20 protein-coding genes are annotated in these 18,222 nt (G+C 44.0%); all 20 read right to left on the bottom strand.

All coding sequences use genetic code 11. The features are described 5' to 3' along the window. Positions 1-410 (bottom strand): ATP synthase F1 subunit delta (atpH, locus tag ACO4PX_RS02435; protein WP_485571240.1); only part of this gene is annotated, 410 nt, incomplete at its 3' end. Continuing rightward, complete coding sequence (gene atpF, locus ACO4PX_RS02430) at positions 407-910, bottom strand: F0F1 ATP synthase subunit B (RefSeq protein ID WP_007157833.1); 504 nt, start codon at positions 908-910, stop codon at positions 407-409. The genes atpF and atpH, both read right to left, overlap by 4 nt. Positions 911-947: 37 nt before the next feature. Next, positions 948-1,229, bottom strand: a complete 282-nt coding sequence (gene atpE, locus ACO4PX_RS02425) for an ATP synthase F0 subunit C (RefSeq protein WP_007157834.1) — start codon at positions 1,227-1,229, stop codon at positions 948-950. A 26-nt stretch (positions 1,230-1,255) separates the two neighbouring features. After that, on the bottom strand, positions 1,256-2,017 hold the full coding sequence (locus ACO4PX_RS02420; protein WP_183683049.1) for a F0F1 ATP synthase subunit A: 762 nt from the start codon (positions 2,015-2,017) through the stop codon (positions 1,256-1,258). 3 nt (positions 2,018-2,020) lie between these two features. After that, positions 2,021-2,452: an ATP synthase subunit I gene (locus ACO4PX_RS02415; RefSeq protein ID WP_007157836.1), complete on the bottom strand. Its 432-nt coding sequence runs from the start codon at positions 2,450-2,452 to the stop codon at positions 2,021-2,023. Positions 2,453-2,494: 42 nt separating this feature from the next. Then, positions 2,495-2,755 (bottom strand): AtpZ/AtpI family protein, encoded by a 261-nt coding sequence (locus ACO4PX_RS02410; RefSeq protein WP_314834171.1) that lies wholly within the window; start codon positions 2,753-2,755, stop codon positions 2,495-2,497. 373 nt (positions 2,756-3,128) lie between these two features. After that, on the bottom strand, positions 3,129-4,013 hold the full coding sequence (locus ACO4PX_RS02405) for an RnfABCDGE type electron transport complex subunit B (RefSeq protein ID WP_315271795.1): 885 nt from the start codon (positions 4,011-4,013) through the stop codon (positions 3,129-3,131). Positions 4,014-4,025: 12 nt separating this feature from the next. Then, entirely contained in the window at positions 4,026-4,640 is a 615-nt protein-coding gene (locus ACO4PX_RS02400; protein WP_183683052.1) for an electron transport complex protein RnfA, read from the bottom strand. Beyond that, positions 4,637-5,347, bottom strand: a complete 711-nt coding sequence (locus ACO4PX_RS02395) for an electron transport complex subunit E (protein ID WP_315365388.1) — start codon at positions 5,345-5,347, stop codon at positions 4,637-4,639. The genes ACO4PX_RS02400 and ACO4PX_RS02395 overlap by 4 nt, the downstream gene beginning before the upstream one ends. A gap of 9 nt (positions 5,348-5,356) precedes the next feature. After that, positions 5,357-5,965 carry an RnfABCDGE type electron transport complex subunit G gene (locus tag ACO4PX_RS02390; RefSeq protein ID WP_304072188.1) on the bottom strand — a complete coding sequence of 203 codons (609 nt, stop codon included), beginning with the start codon at positions 5,963-5,965 and terminating at the stop codon, positions 5,357-5,359. A 1-nt stretch (position 5,966) separates the two neighbouring features. Further along, a complete protein-coding gene (locus tag ACO4PX_RS02385; RefSeq protein WP_485571237.1) occupies positions 5,967-6,905 on the bottom strand; it encodes an RnfABCDGE type electron transport complex subunit D in 939 nt (312 codons plus the stop codon). After that, positions 6,906-8,252, bottom strand: a complete 1,347-nt coding sequence (rsxC, locus tag ACO4PX_RS02380) for an electron transport complex subunit RsxC (protein ID WP_183683061.1) — start codon at positions 8,250-8,252, stop codon at positions 6,906-6,908. Positions 8,253-8,517: 265 nt separating this feature from the next. Further along, positions 8,518-9,363: a bifunctional 5,10-methylenetetrahydrofolate dehydrogenase/5,10-methenyltetrahydrofolate cyclohydrolase gene (locus ACO4PX_RS02375; protein ID WP_304073241.1), complete on the bottom strand. Its 846-nt coding sequence runs from the start codon at positions 9,361-9,363 to the stop codon at positions 8,518-8,520. A gap of 39 nt (positions 9,364-9,402) precedes the next feature. Then, positions 9,403-10,038, bottom strand: coding sequence for a cyclodeaminase/cyclohydrolase family protein (locus ACO4PX_RS02370; protein WP_156778165.1), 636 nt, complete (start codon positions 10,036-10,038; stop codon positions 9,403-9,405). 385 nt (positions 10,039-10,423) lie between these two features. Further along, the gene (locus ACO4PX_RS02365; protein ID WP_485571235.1) at positions 10,424-11,668 is read right to left on the bottom strand and encodes an argininosuccinate synthase; all 1,245 of its coding nucleotides are present in this window, start codon (positions 11,666-11,668) and stop codon (positions 10,424-10,426) included. A 436-nt stretch (positions 11,669-12,104) separates the two neighbouring features. Next, on the bottom strand, positions 12,105-13,439 hold the full coding sequence (argH, locus tag ACO4PX_RS02360) for an argininosuccinate lyase (RefSeq protein ID WP_485571233.1): 1,335 nt from the start codon (positions 13,437-13,439) through the stop codon (positions 12,105-12,107). A 3-nt stretch (positions 13,440-13,442) separates the two neighbouring features. Continuing rightward, entirely contained in the window at positions 13,443-16,109 is a 2,667-nt protein-coding gene (locus ACO4PX_RS02355; RefSeq protein ID WP_007157849.1) for a YfhO family protein, read from the bottom strand. A 12-nt stretch (positions 16,110-16,121) separates the two neighbouring features. Further along, positions 16,122-16,523 carry a GtrA family protein gene (locus ACO4PX_RS02350; protein ID WP_314329549.1) on the bottom strand — a complete coding sequence of 134 codons (402 nt, stop codon included), beginning with the start codon at positions 16,521-16,523 and terminating at the stop codon, positions 16,122-16,124. Between the two features lie 319 nt (positions 16,524-16,842). Next, positions 16,843-17,352, bottom strand: coding sequence for a CarD family transcriptional regulator (locus ACO4PX_RS02345; protein WP_007157853.1), 510 nt, complete (start codon positions 17,350-17,352; stop codon positions 16,843-16,845). Positions 17,353-17,518: 166 nt separating this feature from the next. Next, positions 17,519-17,998, bottom strand: a complete 480-nt coding sequence (gene rlmH / locus ACO4PX_RS02340) for a 23S rRNA (pseudouridine(1915)-N(3))-methyltransferase RlmH (RefSeq protein WP_007157854.1) — start codon at positions 17,996-17,998, stop codon at positions 17,519-17,521. Between the last annotated feature and the right edge of the window lie 224 nt (positions 17,999-18,222).

Here is an 18,222-nt window from a genome sequence, read left to right as displayed (position 1 = left end):
ATAATGGTTTTTGCACAAAGCTTTTGCAACTTTTCGATTAAAGCCGACTTTTGTTCCTCTTGTAAAGGCACCGCACTGGTGACCAGAGCTTCTGCAATCCCCTGATCCTCCTGATATAGTGCTTTGTAGGTCTTATAGCTCTCTTTAAAGCCTCTTACCAGACCTTTTTCCAAAAGCAACTTTAAAAAATTCAACAAATAAGGCTGCAGTTCCGTTGCAAAGGCTTGATCCAAAAGAGATAATCTCTCCTTCTTGGGAATGGAAGGCTCTGCCAGAAGAGAATAATACTCCGGATTTTCCTCCAGAAGTGTTTTCACACAGCTCATCTCTTCTAAAATTTCTTTTTCCAGATGCTCTTCCTTGGCTAAGTCGTAAAGACTTTTCCCGTACAAGCTGGATGCCTTATTCATGATGCCTCCTCTACATTTTGTAAGAACTCATCAATTAAAGCTTTATGCTCATCTTCGTGGATTTCCTTCTCCACAACTTTTCCCGCAATATCCATAGCAATGCTTCCGATTTCATCCTTTACCTCATTCAAGGCTTTCTTTCTCTCTAAACGGATATCCTCTTCTGCCTTTGCCTTAATGGAGCTTGCGTGCTGTTCCGCCTCTTTAATCAATTCCTCGGCACGGAGGTTGGCATCCTTCTTCGCATCCTCAATGATGCGGTTTGCCTCACCTCTAGCATCAGACATACTGGTCTCATATTCTGTCTTAACAGCCTCAGCTGCTTCTTTTGCTTTCTTTGCCTCTTGTATATCCTTATCTGCCGCTTCCTGTCTCTTCTTTAAAACCTCGTTAATGGGCTTAAAAAGAAAACGCTTAATGAGATATACCTGAATAAAAAGGTTCAAAATCTGGGCAATGAAGGTCCATGGAATGATGGTTACCAACTGTTGCGATTCCATACTTTTCTCCTTTCTTCGCTTTGCTTCGTACTTGTTCTTACTTTAAGAAATTCATGAACATACCGGGAGCAACGAAGATTAGAAGAAGACCGGTTACGAATCCGTAAATACCGGTTGTCTCGGCAATCGCACAACCTAATAACATGGTAGAAGTAACATCACCCTTACACTCGGGCTGTCTTCCGATAGCTTCCAAAGCCTTAGCTACAGCGTTACCTTCTCCGATACCGGGTCCGATACCGGCGATTAATGCAGCACCTGCACCGATTCCACATCCTGCTAATGCAATACCTCTTGCTAAAAACTGAAATTCACTCATTTTCTTGTCCTCCTAAATTAATTTGTTTATCCTTCTGCTGCGTTGGCGATATACATGATCGTCAACATGGTAAAAATAAATGCCTGCATGGCACTGGAAAACCAGTCAAAATAAAATCCTACGATAGCGGGCAGACCCACTGCAAAAATAGGAATATTTGATAGAAAATCTCCTACAACACCGGGAATCAATCCCAAAACTGCGGAAGAGGCAATGGTCAATGATGCATAAATCAAACCACTGATAACCACTCCTGACAAAATGTTACCGAAATGACGACATGCCATACTAATGGGGGTAGCCACATCCGAAAGGATGTTAAACGGCGTCATAACCGGAATGGGCTGGGTAAATCCCTTCAAAAATCCAATAACTCCACCTGCCTTAATCTTGTTGGCAATGATGATTACGTAAACCGTAAGTGCCCAGGCTGCCTCTGTGGACAAATCTGCGGTAGGGCTTCGTAATCCGGTCAAACTGATTAAGTTGGAAACGATACTGGTGCCAAAAAGGGCTGCCACAAAAGGAATCATCTTATCAAACTTGGTTCCTCCCGTGTTACTGCGCACTAAGTTGTTGGCACTTTCTACAATCAGCTCTGCAATGGCTTGTCTTTTACTAATATTTTCCACCCGCAGATTTCGGGTAAGGAAGATACATAGTCCGGTGATAATCGCCATAACTATCCAGCTGACCACTAGGGTTTCCGAAAGCAGAAAATCTCCTAGGAAAGGAATTCCTGTAGGAATTTTAAGGAATATTTTTGCTCCAGAAATATCAAAATTCATACTCTAGTTTTCACCTCCTTGTGTTTTCGTATTCTTTTTCCAGTCGAGAACCCCTCGTATTCTCAGAAATGCTCCCGGAAAAAGTAAGGGAACAATACCGGCTACGGCGTTAAAAATGGGAGCGATTAGCGCTATCACAATCCAAATCAACTGTAGCATGGTACGGTTTCGGTAAGATGCTCTCATTTTCTGGTAAGCATCCTCCTGATTTTCCGTATTGACAATCTCCTGAACAGTAATCCCCATGAGATAAAAATTCATTACTGCCACAAAGCTTCCCAATACGGCGGAAAGAATCACCTTATAATCAAAGCTGACTATTTCCGGTTTTGCTATATGAAGAAAGAAAAAACAGATTAGCAGCACAAGGCAAGCTATTCCGCACTGCACAGCAATCTGCACAGTTTCTTTTTTCACAGTAGATTGTACCTTCATTTTTCTTATCCTTTCTAATGTAAAAGCTAAAGTCGGAGCTTCCTAACGATGTTGGTTAAAAGCCCGGTCCTTTGTCTCTTGCTTCTTCTCTTTCTCGGAGACAGACAGGTAAAACTTATAGGCTGTCATAAAGGAAGCCGCAAGACCGAAGAAAAATGCAGGCAGGTATATCCAGTAAGAAATGTGAAAGTGCTCTCTTAATTGATATGCCACAAATAAGCATAATAAAAGCGGCATTGCAAGGGATAATCCAAACTGACTCAGAATCGTTAGATTTCTGAATGCCTTTGACCATTCCTTCATGCCGCTCTCCTCCTTGATTGCTCACTTACGAGATAATTCCCGTTGCCATTTTCCATATAAAAAGGATTCTACACTAGCCCTACGAAATAGACAATATTGTTAAAGAAAAAACTTTTACAATTTCTTTCAAAGCAAAAGCAAATTTTATGGTAGTTCTTTTTTGCTTTTAGCACTTTTTACTGTAATGTTCTTTCTAAATCCGTCTTTTCGGGACAGCTCCTTTTTTATGAAAATTTTCACAACAGATACTTTATCGACTACTTTTGTAAGTTTTAAAAGAGTTTTATGAAAAATTTTATTCAGTTTATTTCTTTATGCTTATGAAATACTCTTTTCTGCCATATCTTGATGATGATAAAGATATCTTTTGCATTTATCCTACGGAAACGGGAGCTTCCTTAGCTTCTTCCTTCTTTTCCTGTACCGCTTCCTTCGGTTCTACCTTCTTCACTCTTTTACCGGTAATGGCGGAAGTGGGACACTTCTGAGCACAAATACCGCAATCGGTACATTTTTCATTCATCACTGCCAAATCATTCAGGACATGAATGGCATCGAAGGGACAGTTCTTCTCGCAAATTCCACAGGCAATACATCCGATGGAACAGCTGTCCTTAACTGCCTTACCCTTTAAAAGATTTTTACAGGAAACGATGTGTTTCTTCTTATAAGGAACAAAGGAAATCAACGCCTTCGGACAGGCCTTAATACAAGCGCCACAGGCTGTACACTTCTCCTTATCCACAATGGCAACACCATCCACCACATGAATGGCATCAAAGGCACAGACCTTTACACAGGAACCATAGCCACAGCAGGAATAGGGGCAGGACTTTTCCGTTCCTCCCGGAACTACAGCCAAGTCATTGCAGTCTGCAATTCCCGTATAGCTGGCAATCTGCTTTGTCTTGGAGCAAGAACCCTGGCAATGCACATGAGCAACCCTTTTTTCCTGGTCCATGGATACCTCTCCGGCACCAAGGATTTGTGCAATTTTCTCCGCTACAGGACTTCCTCCAACCGGACACTGTGTTACGGGAGCTTCTCCCAATGCCATAGCCTTAGCACAACCGTCACAGCCGGGGAATCCGCAGGCACCACAGTTGTTTCCCGGAAGTGCCCCGCGAATCTTTGCCTCTGTTTCGTCAACCTCTACTTTGAATTTCTCGGAGGCCACTCCTAAAAATACGCCCAAAATCAAACCTGTTGCACCCACTAAACCGGCGGCAACCAGGACCAATGTTGTCATTAGACTCATACTCAATCCTCCTTAAATCAATCCGCCAAAGCCGAAGAATGCAATCGCCATAAGGGCTGCGGTAACCAGGACAATGGGAGACCCCTGGAAAGAACGGGGAATTCTATCATTTCCTTCAATGATATTCTCCCGGATTCCTGCCATAAGCAGTAATGCTAAAGCAAAACCTACGGAAATTCCCAGTCCGTAAACTAAGCTCTGGGCAAAATTATAGCCATAAGAAACATTATTCAAGGCCACACCCAATACCGCACAGTTTGTGGTAATCAGAGGAAGGTATACTCCCAAAGACTCATAAAGAGAAGGTACATTCTTCTTTAAGAACATCTCTACAAACTGTACCAGTGCCGCAATAACCAGGATGAACACAATGGTATTCAGATACTCCAGACCATCCGTTAGCCCCAAAGCTTTGCAAAGGGGGCTGGAAGCCGCCAAGAAGGCAACATAGATGCCATGGGTGATTACAGAGGCAATCACGATAACGAAGATTACCGCTCCTCCCATACCCTTGGAGGACTCTGTCTTCTTAGACACACCAAGGAAAGGACAGATTCCCAAGAATTGGGAAAGCACTACGTTACTAACCAGGGAATACTTAATGGCAATCAATAGCAAATCAATCATACTGCCGCCTCCTTCTTCTCTACTTCACTCTTTTCAGGAGCCTTTTCCTTGCAATCGGAGAAGCAGCCCATGCAGTTTCCGCCACAAACAAATTCCTCCGGAGCATCTCCGTTGGTTGCGGAAGGAAGACGCAACTTGTTCTGAATTGCCGTAAGAACCGCAAGAACCAGGAAGGCACCGGGAGCCAGTACGAAAATGCTGATGCTGTAGGCCTCCGGAATCAATCTGAAGTTAAAGATGGTTCCTGCACCGATTAACTCTCTTACGGATCCGATAATGGTTAAGGCCAAAGTGAAGCCGATGCCCATGCCCAGACCGTCAAAGAAGGATAAGGCCGGGCCGTTAAACAAAGCATAGGACTCCGCTCTTCCTAAAATGATACAGTTAACTACAATCAAAGGAATATAAATTCCCAAAGCCTCATATAAAGCCGGTACATAGGCCTGAATCAAAAGCTGAACAATGGTAACCAAAGATGCTACTACCACGATTTCTCCCGGAAGACGCATACGCTCCGGAATAGTTTTACGAAGGGCGGAAATCAGCATATTGGAAAACATTAATACCGCTGTGGTGGACAATCCCATTCCCAATCCGTTTATCGCACTGGTGGTGGTTGCCAAGGTAGGACACATTCCCAGCATGATAATGAAGGTAGGGTTTTCTTTGATAATACCGTTATATAATCTTTCTATGTATTTATTCATTTCCCCCTCCTACTTTAAAACGTAATTTTCCACAAATTCCGTGGATGCATTTACCGTATTGGTTACCGCAGTACTGGTAATGGTGGCACCGGAAATCGCATCGATTTCATTCTCTCCTGCACCGCCGCCTTTTTTCACGGCAATCTTTGTGGTTTTTCCGGCAAACTGCTCGTAGAACTCGGGAAGAGTTGCTTTTTGTCCAAGACCTGCCGTCTCCGGTAAGGTTTCCGGGAAAGAAATTCCGGTAACCTTTAAGTCTTTATCCACACCTACAACCACTACAACGGGACCGCCGTAGCCTGCTGCATGTCCCTTCAGCACATATCCTACAGTTTCCCCTGAAGCATCCTTAGCCACAATAGCATCCGTCAGCTCTGCGCCGCCGTTATCCGTTGCCAAAGTTCCTTCTTCGGTAGCCTTCTGTAAAGTATCCTTCAGTTCCTCACTGTCATAATCCGCAGCATCCAAAACCACCTTGTAGGCTTTGTTGGTTGCTTCTTTAATGGCATTGGCAATGGTATCCTTCGTCATTCCGTATACCACGCCTAAAAGCAGTCCGGAGATTAAGGTAATGGCAGTAAGCACTAAGGCGTCTTTCATAAAGGAATCTTTTTTCATCTTACTTTCCCTCCCTGCCAAATGCCTTCGGTATCGTCATGTTATTGATCGTCGGTACCAAAATATTGCTCAAAATAATCGCATAGGAAACTCCCTCTGCAGAACCGCCGAAAAGACGGAAGAGTCCGGTTAAAATTCCCACAAGTACCGCAAAGACAATCTGTCCGTTGGGGGTAATGGGAGAAGATACATAGTCTGTCAGCATAAAAAAGGCACCGAAAATCAATCCGCCTCCTAAGATTTCGGAAGCCAGATAATGCATATCAAAGCCTCTTCCGGAGAAGATCAGGGTAAACAGCGCTACGGTTCCGATATAAATCAAAGGCATTTTCGGAGAAATAACCTTCCGAACAATCAGGTATAAAGCACCGATCAAAAGACAAATCTTAGATACCTCTCCGATGGTTCCCGGAATTCTTCCCACAAACATATCCATCAAATTCATGCTGGCATCCGGAGTTGTTTTTAAAATTGCAAGAGGGGTTGCGGTGGCAATTCCGTCTGCCCCTGCGTTGTTGAAAGCAGTCATCTTTCCTGCAAAGGAAATCAAGAGGAAGCAACGAGCCGCTAAAGCCGGGTTCATGAAGTTGGCTCCCAGGCCTCCATAAAGCTGCTTTACCACAATAATAGCAAGCACGGATCCCACCATAGGAATCCAATAGGGAATTCCCGGAGGACAGTTTAATGCCAAAATCATACCGGTTACCGCAGCAGACCAGTCATTCACCGTTACCGGCAGCTTCATAGCCTTCTGGTAAGCAAACTCTGTAAAAACCGCCATCAAAGTGGTGAGTACCACTACGAATAGAGCGTGAAATCCCCACTGTAAAACGCCGTAAATAGCAGTGGGAAGCATGGCAATCACAACGTCTCTCATTAATTCCGCGGAAGTCACCCTGTCACGCACATGGGGATTCGCAGAAAGATGTAAAAGTTTCATTTATTTACCTCCCTGGGCCTTTACGGCTTTTGCTCTCTTCTCTGCATTGACTTTTCTCTTCATCTGCTTAAAGCCCTGGGTTAAAGGACGCTTTGCGGGACAGACATAGGAACAGCATCCGCACTCGATACACTCCATACCGTAAAGCTTTTCAAAGCGTTCCGTGTTCTTTTGAAGAGAAGCCACCATCATCAATGTAGGCATCAAATTCTCCGGGCAGGCTGTAACGCATCTGCCGCAGTTAATGCAGGGAGTGGTAGCCTCTTCCGCTACCGGGTCTTTCTTAAACGCCAAAATAGAGCTGGAGTTCTTGGTCACAGGAATATCCAGCACAAAAAGCGGCATGCCCATCATAGGACCGCCGGAAATCACCTTTTCCGGATCCTCCGAGAAACCGCCTGCTGCAGAAATCACCTGCTGATAATTGGTTCCCAAGGGTACACGGAAGTTACCGGGACTTGCTACCGCATCTCCGGTTACGGTTAAAATCTTTCTAACCAAAGGCTTGGACTCGCAAACCGCCTCATAAATAGCCACAACGGTGTCTACATTGTCCACTACAACCCCCGCATCCGCCGGTAACATGGAGGAATTAATCTTTCTTCCGCTGGCAGCATAAATCAGCTGACGCTCTCCCCCCTGAGGATAACGGGTTCTTAAGGCTACTACCTCAATATTGTCCATGCCCTTAACTTTTTCCGTCAAAAGCTTGATTGCTTCCGGTTTGTTGTCTTCAATGCAAATCTTTCCCTTGGCATTTGGGAAAATGGAGAGGACCACCTGTAAACCGCCAATCAGTTTCTCCGGCATCTCCATCATATCTCTGTAATCGGAGGTAAGATAAGGCTCACACTCTGCCCCATTTACCAAAAATAAGTCAATCTTATCGATTTCCTTCGGACTAAGCTTTACAAAAGTAGGAAAACCGGCACCTCCTAAGCCCACAATGCCTGCGTCCCTTACAATGCTCACAATTTCTTCCCGAGACAAGTTATGATAGTCCCGTTTCTCTCCAAAGCCCGGAATGGATTCGTATTGCTGATCATTATCCACCACAATGGATTCCACCATAGCTCCCCCTACGGTAAGTCTCTTCTCAATGGCTTTAACGGTACCTGAAACAGAAGAAATAACAGGTGCGGAAATAAATCCGTTGGCCTCTGCAATCTTCTGTCCTAAAAGAACCCGATCTCCCTTTTGTACCAAGGGTTTGGCAGGGGCTCCAATGTGCTGCGAAAGTGGATAAACCATCAACCCCTCAGGACGCAAATCAACAATGGACTTGTCCATTGCCAATTCCTTTCCGTCATAGGGATGAACGCCACCCTTAAAAGTGGTAACACCCATTTTTATACCTCCCAAAATCTTCCTCATAGACAATTCTTATTATACTATGAAGATTCTTAAAAACAAAGAAAGAGAACCCTATGCACGGAATTTTGTGCATAGAATTCCCCTATATTTTCTTACTATTTTTATGATATTTGTACAAATGCCAAAAAATTTTTTTGTCAATTTTTTGTCAATAGCTCTTGAAGACTTGCCTTTCATTTTCTATTTCTGTTAAAAATTTTCTGAAAATCTATTTATCATTTTGATTTTTTACAGACCCTTATCCCTTCTCCTGTAAACGGTAGGCTTTCAAAAGCTGCTTGGCCAATACCGCAGTAGTTACAGCGCCCAAGCCTCTTGGCACCGGAGAAATCTTTTCGGCAACGGTTGCCATAGTATCAAAATCCACATCTCCTACAAGATTTCCCTTTTCATCCCGGTTGGTTCCTACGTCGATTACCGTAGCCCCCTCCTTACAATAAGAAGAGCCTATTGCCTTTGCTTTTCCCATACAGCAAACCAAAACATCCGCTCGCTTAGTCACTTCTTTGATATTACTCGTTTTACTGTGGCAGAGAGTTACCGTGGCATCCTTATTGGTCATCAAGATGGACAAGGGTCTTCCCACTACCAAAGAACGCCCCAAAATGCAAACTTCCTTTCCCGCCAGAGGAATCTTATAAAAACGGCACATTTCCATAACCGCCTGTGCCGTGCAGGGCGCAAAGGCACTTTCATCCTTTAAAATCAAGCCCGCCATATTCTCTCTGCTGACCCCTTCCACATCCTTTTCTCTTTTAATCATTCTGAAGGCTGTTTCCTGATCCAAATGAGAGGGAAGGGGACGAAATACCATGATTCCGTGAATCTCTTCATCATCATTTAAAAATTGAATAACCTCCTGAAACTGTTCATTGCTGCAATCCGCCGGAAGCTGATAGCTCTTTACTTCCAATCCGAAGGATAGAAAACGCTTTTTAATGGCCTTCTCATAGGTAACATCCGCCGTCCTTTCTCCTACACGAATAAGCGCCAAAGCCGGCATCACCCCGGGTCTTTCCGCCAAAAAGGCCACGCATTCCTTCTCTATTTCTTCCGCCACCGGTTTTCCCAATAATTCTTCCATACTTCCTTACTACTCCTTTCCCCATTTGAAATTAAGTCTTTATGCTCCTCTTACCACGTTTTCTACCGCCTGAATAATCTCTTCCAGCGAAGAAATGCCCGTTCTTGCCCTATCGCAAACTGCCTCTCTTTTCGCCTTGATTTCCTGATTCTGCATACTTTTGGTATTAATATATACATTCAGTATGGCACTTTCCATAGCTGTCTTCAGGAAGCCGGCCCCCACCCCAACATCCGACAGGGCAATTCGGGATCCCTTCTCCTGTAATCGGGCAAATAATGGAATCTTCTCTAAACATAGCTCCAAAAGCTCTGTGGGTACCAAAGATGCCTCTATAAGACAGTTCTCCATAGTTTCTCTATAAATCTTTTGTTCTTCCTCTGTTTCTCTGGGTAAGGAATATGCCTTTGACAGGGGCAGGAAAACCTCTTCATCCCTTGCTTCCAAAGCAAGGGATTTCTGCTTTGCCTCCTCCAGAGATTTCATGATTCCTTCCAACTCATCCTGAAAATCCGCATAGCTCTTCTTTCCCAATGTAAGATTTCCCACCATCATTCCCAGAGAAAAGGCAAATGCAGCCGATAGCGCTGCCGCCCCGCCGCCCCCGGGAATAGGGCTCTTGGAAGAAAGAGCCTCTAAATACTGAACAATGCTTTCTTGCTTCTGCTCTTTCATACCTTTCCCCTCCTGCACTCGGCCCTTAATGGACTTCTATAACATACCAATCCTATATCCTATAATTTTGCTGTTTATACTAGCATAATATTTCGGTTTTACACAAGTTTTCTGTTTTACACAAATTTTCTGTTTTACACAAATTTTCTGTTTTACACAAATTTTCTGTTTTGCATAAATTATCTGTTTTGCAAAAGCTTTCTCAATGTAATATGGTCGTCCAAATCTCTTGAGTAACAAAAACAGGACATGATACAGGGAGAACAGGCCTAAGCACAAAAACAAGGTTCCAAGCCCTCTTCCTCCACCGGCTTGGAACCTTCACACAGTATTTTGCTTTATTATTCTTCGGAAGAAAAAATTTATTCTTATAAAAAACTTCCTTTTACGCTTTCTTCTCCTGTAAAGCCCTTACCAACTCCGGAAGTCCGAAAAGGGTAATGAAGCCCCCGGCATCCTTATGATCGTATAAATCTCCCGTGGTAAAGCTTGCCAGGGAAGCATTATAAAGAGAATAGGGAGAAGAAGTTCCGGCCTTTATGATATTTCCCTTGTAAAGCTTCATCTTGGTCTCTCCGGATATCTTCTCCTGGGTGCTCTTTACAAAGGCCTGTAAGGCTTCCCGAAGAGGAGCAAACCACTTTCCTTCATAAACCACCTGAGAAAACTTCTCTTCCACTATTTTCTTCATTTCCATGGTCTGCCGATCCAAAATCAGCTCTTCCAACTGCTTATGGGCTTCCAAAAGGATGGTTCCGCCGGGAGTTTCATAAACTCCACGACTCTTCATCCCCACCACACGGTTCTCCACGATATCCACAATGCCGATACCGTTCTTTCCCCCCATGTGATTCAGTTCCTCAATCATCTCCCTCAAGGACATTTTCTTCCCATTCAATGCCACCGGCACTCCCTTTTCCCAGGTAATAGATAGAGGGGTTTCCTGATCCGGTGCCTTCTGCGGTGTTACGGAGAGCATTAAAAGATGCTCATAATTAGGCTCTGTCTCCGGGTCCTCCAGCTCTAAGCCTTCATGGGAAATATGCCAAAGATTCCTGTCTCTGCTGTAGGAATTCTCATGGCTTCCAAAAGCCAGGTCAATGCCCTTTTCCTTACAGTATGCCATTTCATCTTCCCTGGACTGAAAAGTCCAAAGCTCTGTCATTCGCCAAGGGGCAAGAATATGCAGCTCCGGTGCTAAAGCCTTAATACCCAGCTCAAAACGGATCTGGTCGTTACCCTTTCCGGTAGCTCCGTGACAAATGGCGCTGGCCCCCTCCTTCTTGGCGATCTCCACCAATCTTTTGGCAATAGCCGGACGAGCCATAGAAGTTCCCAAAAGATATTTATTTTCATAGCAGGCATTGGCTTGAATACAGGGAAGAACATATTCCTCGCAGAATTCATCCTGAATATGCTCGATATACAGCTTCTCCGCTCCGGACAGCTTCGCCCGTTCCGGAAGGTCGGAAAGCTCCTCTTCCTGCCCCACATCCACGCAGACACAAATCACCTTATAGCCAAAATTCTCCTTCAGCCAAGGAATAATGGCAGTGGTATCCAGACCCCCGGAATAAGCCAGAATAATCTTCTCCCCCTTGGTATTTCCCTCCGGTATCATGCTTCCCATATTGACTCCTTTCAAAAATCCATCTTCTCCAAAAACGCTGCTCCAAGCTTAAGACCAGCTTAGAATAATAGATATTTATTCAGATGTCAAGCATATTTATTCATTTATATCCACTATTATTCCTTTTGTATGAATATTAATTCTTCCATAGAGAATAATGATTTCTCCCAAGAGAATATTTCTCCTCATTTCGATAGTTCCCGAAGTATTCTTTTTTCAGAGCCTGGGAAATAAAAAAAGAAGATGCAAACAAGCTTACTTTTCCGAATGTATAGGTCTAAAAGAAGGACAATCTGAGCCCGTGGGTACTTGCGAAAAACAAAGGTACTGCAGTTTTTCGCTTAGTATCCCCTACGAGGCGAGGTTAGCGAGAGCGTGTCCTGATTTCAGACCTATACATTAAGGAAAAGGCCTTACGTTTACATCTTCATTTTTATTAATCCCAAAGCGCTCCGGGAGCTCCTTTGGTCTTCCTGTTCTTTACGCAGCTTTCCAGAGAAATAGCGTCATAGATATCCTCTTCCACTAAATCGGAAAACTTCCTGTACTCTTCTAAGGAAAGCTCTTCCAAATCCTTTCCTTCCTTCTCACAGTACAAAACCAACTCTCCCACAACACCGTGGGCAGTACGGAAGGGCATGCCTTTTTTCACCAGATAATCTGCCACATCCGTAGCATTGCTGAAGCCCTTTTTCGCGCTTTCCCGAAGGCGTTCCAAACGGAATTCCATGCTGTCCAGCATTTTCGCCATGACGCGAAGACAAAATTGCAGGGTGTCCATACTGTCGAAGGCCACCTCCTTATCCTCCTGCATATCCTTGTTATAGGCCAGAGGCAGTCCCTTCATGGTGGTCAGAAGAGAAAAGAGATTGCCATAAACTCTCCCGGTTTTTCCCCGAATCAACTCCGCCATATCCGGATTCTTCTTCTGGGGCATAATGCTGGAGCCTGTGGAATATTTGTCGGACAAGCGGATGTATCCATAATCGTTGCTGTTCCAAAGAATGATTTCCTCACACAGTCTGGATAAATGCATACTGATTATGGATAGACAGAATAGATATTCAATCAAATAGTCCCGATCCGAAACGGAATCCATGGAATTTTCCGTAGCGGCGGTAAAGCCAAGCTCCTTTGCCACCATTTCCCGGTCCAGAGGATAGGTGGTGCCGCCGAAAGCTCCGGCGCCCAAGGGAGAGAAATTCATTCTCTTCTCTCCGTCCAAAAGACGACTCCTGTCTCTTAAAAACATTTCCTTGTAGGCCCCGAAGTGATGAGCGATGGTAGTTGGTTGAGCCTTTTGCAAATGGGTAAAGCCCGACATAATATCTCTTCTGTGCTTCTCCATGAGTTTTTCAATGACGGCAAGTAATTCCTCCAGATACCCTCTGCATTCTTCACTGTTTCTCCGTACATAAAGACGCATGTCCAGCGCTACCTGGTCATTTCGGGAGCGGCCGGTATGCAATTTCTTCCCCAGCTCTCCGATTCTTTGAATTAAAACCGTTTCCACAAAGGAATGAATGTCCTCCGCATCCCCTTCTATCACAAGCTTCCCGGACTGTAAGTCCTTTCGAATCCCTTCCAAGCCCTCTTGGATCTTCCGTCCTTCCTCTTCCGTGAGAACACCAACCTTAGAAAGCATTTTCACATGGGCAAAGGAGCCCTCCAGGTCCTCCATGGCCAAACGCTTATCAAAGGGGAGAGAGGCATTAAAGGCCTGCGCCAACTCATCCACGTTTTCCGTAAATCTTCCACCCCATAATTTCATCCGCTACTCCTTTACATCCATTTTTTCCAGTTCCAGCCCCCGCTTTCTTCCTCTGGGAAGTCTGCCGGTATAAACCTTTACAGGATAGGGACTGTGGCCTCTCTTTCGACTTCTTCCGTTAGGAATTTTATCATGGGGAATCTTCACCCGCAGGTTCTCTGCTGCAGGGTGCTCCAAGCTTTTCGGTGCCGATCCCAGCTTCTTCCGAATCAAGAGAAATGCTGCGAAGAAAAGAATTGCCGTAAAGCTTAATAAGAGTCCGAATCTCCAGCCCTCCGGCGTATATTGTAAACGAATGGCATGTTGTCCTTCCGATACGGGCACGCCCAAAAATCCCGTAAATATTGCCTCCGGCTCCACATTATTTCCATCTACCGTGACCTTCCAGCCCGGATCATAGGGAATACTGAAGAAAACCTTGCCCTCTTCCTTGGCCTGCACAGTACCTTCTATTGTTCTTGCATTCATTTTACCAAGCTTAAATCCTCGTCCGGACAAAGCTTCCACAAAATCGGAAAGTACATCATAGTGAAAACGATACACGGTGGCATCCATGCTCTGCCCCTCCGTCTTGGAGCTGAGCTTTACTTCCGTTCCGGCTGAAAGATAGCCTAAATCCAACAAATATCCTCTATCCACATGGTCATAGCTTTTTTCTCTCTCCGGAAACTGCACCTTGACCTCTTCCACCTTCGTGTTATTCACATAAGCAAAATAGTGACCTTCCTCGTCGGCAGTAAAACTGTAATCTTCTCCTTCTCTTTCTCCCAGAATGGTTTCCAGAGCATTTTCCCCTGTCAAAGATTCGGAAATACTGTTTTGTACCAGTGCCGGAGTTCCCGCCTTTTCATTCCACTGATTCAGCTCCTCTTCGCTTAAAGCAAAGCCTACAGGCAGTGTTTGGGTATTTTCATACAGGCGATAGTCTCCCTCTCCTGTCCAATAAGCCAGGCCCTGCTCCTCTGCATTCTTCAATTCTTCCTTAGTAATCAGATATTTGACTGAAAGAAGACTATTCATCAAGGGTGTAGCCCCATTAATCGCGTAAGCATTGGTGGAAGCTTCCATTCCCAAGAGAGTATAAATCTCAGACATTTTTCCGTAGGCTGTGGAGGAGAAAATAGAGGCACTGGGATACTGCATAAGCGCTCCGTCATCTTTGGTTTTTCGGTCCGCCCTATCCACACGGTAAAAATCGGAGTCCTCCAGCTTCACTTCCGAAAGCAGCGTAGCCGTTTCCTTCTGTCCCTCCAGATAATTTGCACGATTGGTGGTGGGCACGGAGGTCACCGCCATATTTGCCGTAGCTTCTATAAAGCAAAGAGCCAACAAGGTATAGAAAAAGCTTCTTGGGGTAAATGCTTTTTTCTCCAGCACAAAGAGTAGATAATACAAAAAGCTGAAGAGCATGCCCATATAGAAGACAGACCAGTGAAAGCCCTCCACCGTAATCAGCTTCTGGCACAAAAGCGCAAAAACAAAGCAGAGGAAGAAGGAAAGACTGTAGTCTTTTTTCGTATTGCCTTTACGCTTTACCATAAGCTCCGCCCCCTGGGTAAGGAGGAGGAAAATGTATAAAAAACTCTGTCTTGCAGGCAGGCTGTTGGGATAATGAAAGCCATGCCAGATAAAATTCAAAACATTGATAGAAAAGCTTAAAAAGAAGAAAATGCTTAGGATAGCGTAAAAGCATTTTCGAGAAAGGGAAATGCTTTGATTTCGGTAGTACAAGGGAATTAAGAAGAGCAACAAAGTCCCTGCATAAATATTAGGCCAATGCTTTAAGCCCTGCTCCGTTTCCACAAAGGCAAATTGTCTGGCAAGCATATCAATAATGCCAAAGTATTGGGTAAAGGTCTTCGGAAAGGAAATGCTGGAAGAGGCGGTAAAGCGCAAGGCAAAATAGGCCGGGAGCAGAAAAACCGCTGCCATTGCCCCGGCCAACAAGGAATACAGGCCGAAGCGAAAAAGAATGAGAAAAATTCCCTGTCTGCTTTCCCGAAGGATAAAGAAAAACTGGAACAGAAAATATACCACCAAAAAAAGGCAGATCATAATGCTGATATAATAATTGGAAAGAATGGAAAGTGCCAAGCTTACCGTATAAAGCCCTACCTCTCCTCTATCCATCATGCGCTCTAAGCCCAGGAGAATCAAAGGGAAAAGCAGTACACAATCCAGCCACATTACATTCCAGGAATAGGCCGCAATATAACCGGACAGGGCATAAAACAAGGCAAAGATAATAAAGTAAGGACTGTTTTTCTGAAAATGATAGCGAAAATACAGGGAAGCCGTCGCTCCTGTCAGCGCAATTTTCAGAAGCACCAGATAGCTTACATACTCAATCACCAAGCCCTTAGGAAAAAGCAAAATAAACCAATTTAAAGGACTGGCCAGATAGTAGGCAATCAAAGCAATAAAATTGCTGCCAAGACCTATATGAAAGCTATAGAGTAAAGATTCCCCGGATTGCAGCTTTCTTTGAAATTCCTGAAAAAAGGGAGCGTACTGGTGATATAAGTCCGTACGCAAAAAGCTTTCTTTTCCAAATGGAAATACTCCCTTTGCCACAAAAATCCCCAGCATGGCCAGAAGGGGTAGCAGGAAGGAAATGATTTCCTGCTTTCCTAAACGGATTTTCTCGAAAGCGCTTCTCTCTTTATTCATAGCATTTTCTCCTTACTTAAAAATCAAAAATTTGCTGGCAAAGTAATTTCCCACCAGATTTATGACCGAGCTACCCAGCCATCCCAGCCCATGGGAAAAATGTAAAATATCCACAAAAAATACCAGCAGGAAAAAACTGGCTATGCCGGAAAACACTCTCAGGGAAAAGAAAGAAAGAAATTCCTGAATTCCCTTCTTTTCCGTTTTTTGAAAGACAAAAAACTTATTTCCGTAGTAGGCAAAGACCACCGCCAAGAAGAAGGCAACCCCATAGGATATTTTATAGGAAAAAAAAGGAGAAATAGATTGCTTTTGCAAAAGAAGATCCAGAGCGTGATAAATCACGTAATTCACTAAAGTGGTGAGAACCCCCATTACAAGATATCGTATACTTTCTAATAATTGCTTATTCATTATATTTTTTAACACCTTAAATTCTATTCTTAGTTTTTGAACATGCCTAGTATACGAAAAGAGGGAGGGGAAAGCAAGAAGGGATAGGGAAGTCGAGGAAAATAAAACGCTTTACAAAAAAACAGCCCCGGCATAGGGGCTAAGACTATCCCTGTGCCAAAGCTGTTTTTGTAAAGCTATGTATCCCTTACTTGCTTACTGCCTTTGCTTTCTTACTGCCTTTACTTTCTTACTGCCTTTACTTTCTTATTCCCTTACTTTCTTATTCCTTTGCTTTCCTTCAATCATTCCTTGGCGGCTTCTCCATCGACTCTATACTCTAGCCGGCCTTCTTGGGAGAATGGGCATGGATTCTTTCTTCCACTTCCACTCTGGGAATGCTGAGAGAAATGGAGAGCTCCTCATAAAGAATATCCTCTGCCTGCTCCATAAAGTGCAAGTCCAAAAGAGTAAGTTTTTTCCCCTGTCTTGCCCGTTCCACTCTTCTTTCCATCAAGGTCTTAATAACCTGTAACAGCGCATCCGGTGCACAGCTTTTGATGCTGTCTCTGCAATTCTCTTCCCGCTGTTTCGGCGTCTTACATTGTAAAGCATGAATGTTCTCCACACCAAGCATAAAACTTTCCGCCTGCTCTCTGGTCATTACCGAGCGCATATTGGTCTTGCCTGCCTCTACCGGAGCATATACGGCACCATCCGGTTTCTTTACTGCCTGCAAGATATAATATTCTTTGTCTTTTGGAATTCCTTCTAAATTCAGGTGTGTCGTTCCGATAATCTTATGGACACCCTTACAGCCATAAACCACATACGTGCCTGACTGGTACATTTTCTCCTCCTATTCTATTGAGATAATTACGAATCTATTAAAAACTAGTTTTCATTGTAGCATTCTCCCAATAGGATTACCAGCATTTTGCACGATTTATAAATTTTTTGTCTGACTTAAATAAAAAGAATTTATAAGTAATCGCTTTTTTATGCGTTTTTCTTTTTTACTTATGATAAGGCTCCCCTGCATTAATACGGAAGGCTCTGTATATTTGCTCCAAAAGAATCACCCGCATAAGCTGGTGAGGAAAGGTCATGGCGGAGAAGCTTAAGGAATAGTTGGCTCTGGAAAGAACGGAAGGAGCCAGACCCAGGGAGCCTCCAATCACAAAGCAAAATTCACTTTCTCCATGGAGGGCCTGCTTTTCCAAAAATTTGGCAAAGGCTATGGAATCCAACTCCTTTCCCAGGATGGCCAAGGCAATCACAAAGGCACGATCCGGAATTTTACTAAGAATTCTTTCTCCCTCCTTCTCCAAAACCTGTAAAACCTCCGTTTCACTGGCTTCTTCCTTGGTCTTTTCATCCGCCACTTCAATAATTTCCCATTTACAATAGGAAGAAAGGCGCTTTCCGTATTCAGAAAGTGCCTCTCGATAAAACTTCTCTTTGATTTTCCCAACCGCAATAATTTTAATGGTCATAGTGTCCCTACTCTGTATTTACTCTGTATTTACTCTGTATTTCCTCGATATTTTTCTCTATCCATACTCCGTCGTAATTCCTAGAATGCAGGACATACTATATACTTTACACTCTGCTTCTGGGATACTTCGTCACATCAAAGGAAATCAGCTTCTTATCCGCATAGCCCAGAGCGTCAAAGTAATAGTTCTTCCCCTCAATCAGATAGGAAATGTTGGTTTCT

Source organism: Oribacterium sp. (assembly GCF_057249185.1).
Note: the sequence above shows the minus strand (reverse complement) of the source record. Positions and strands in the feature narration are given on the sequence as shown.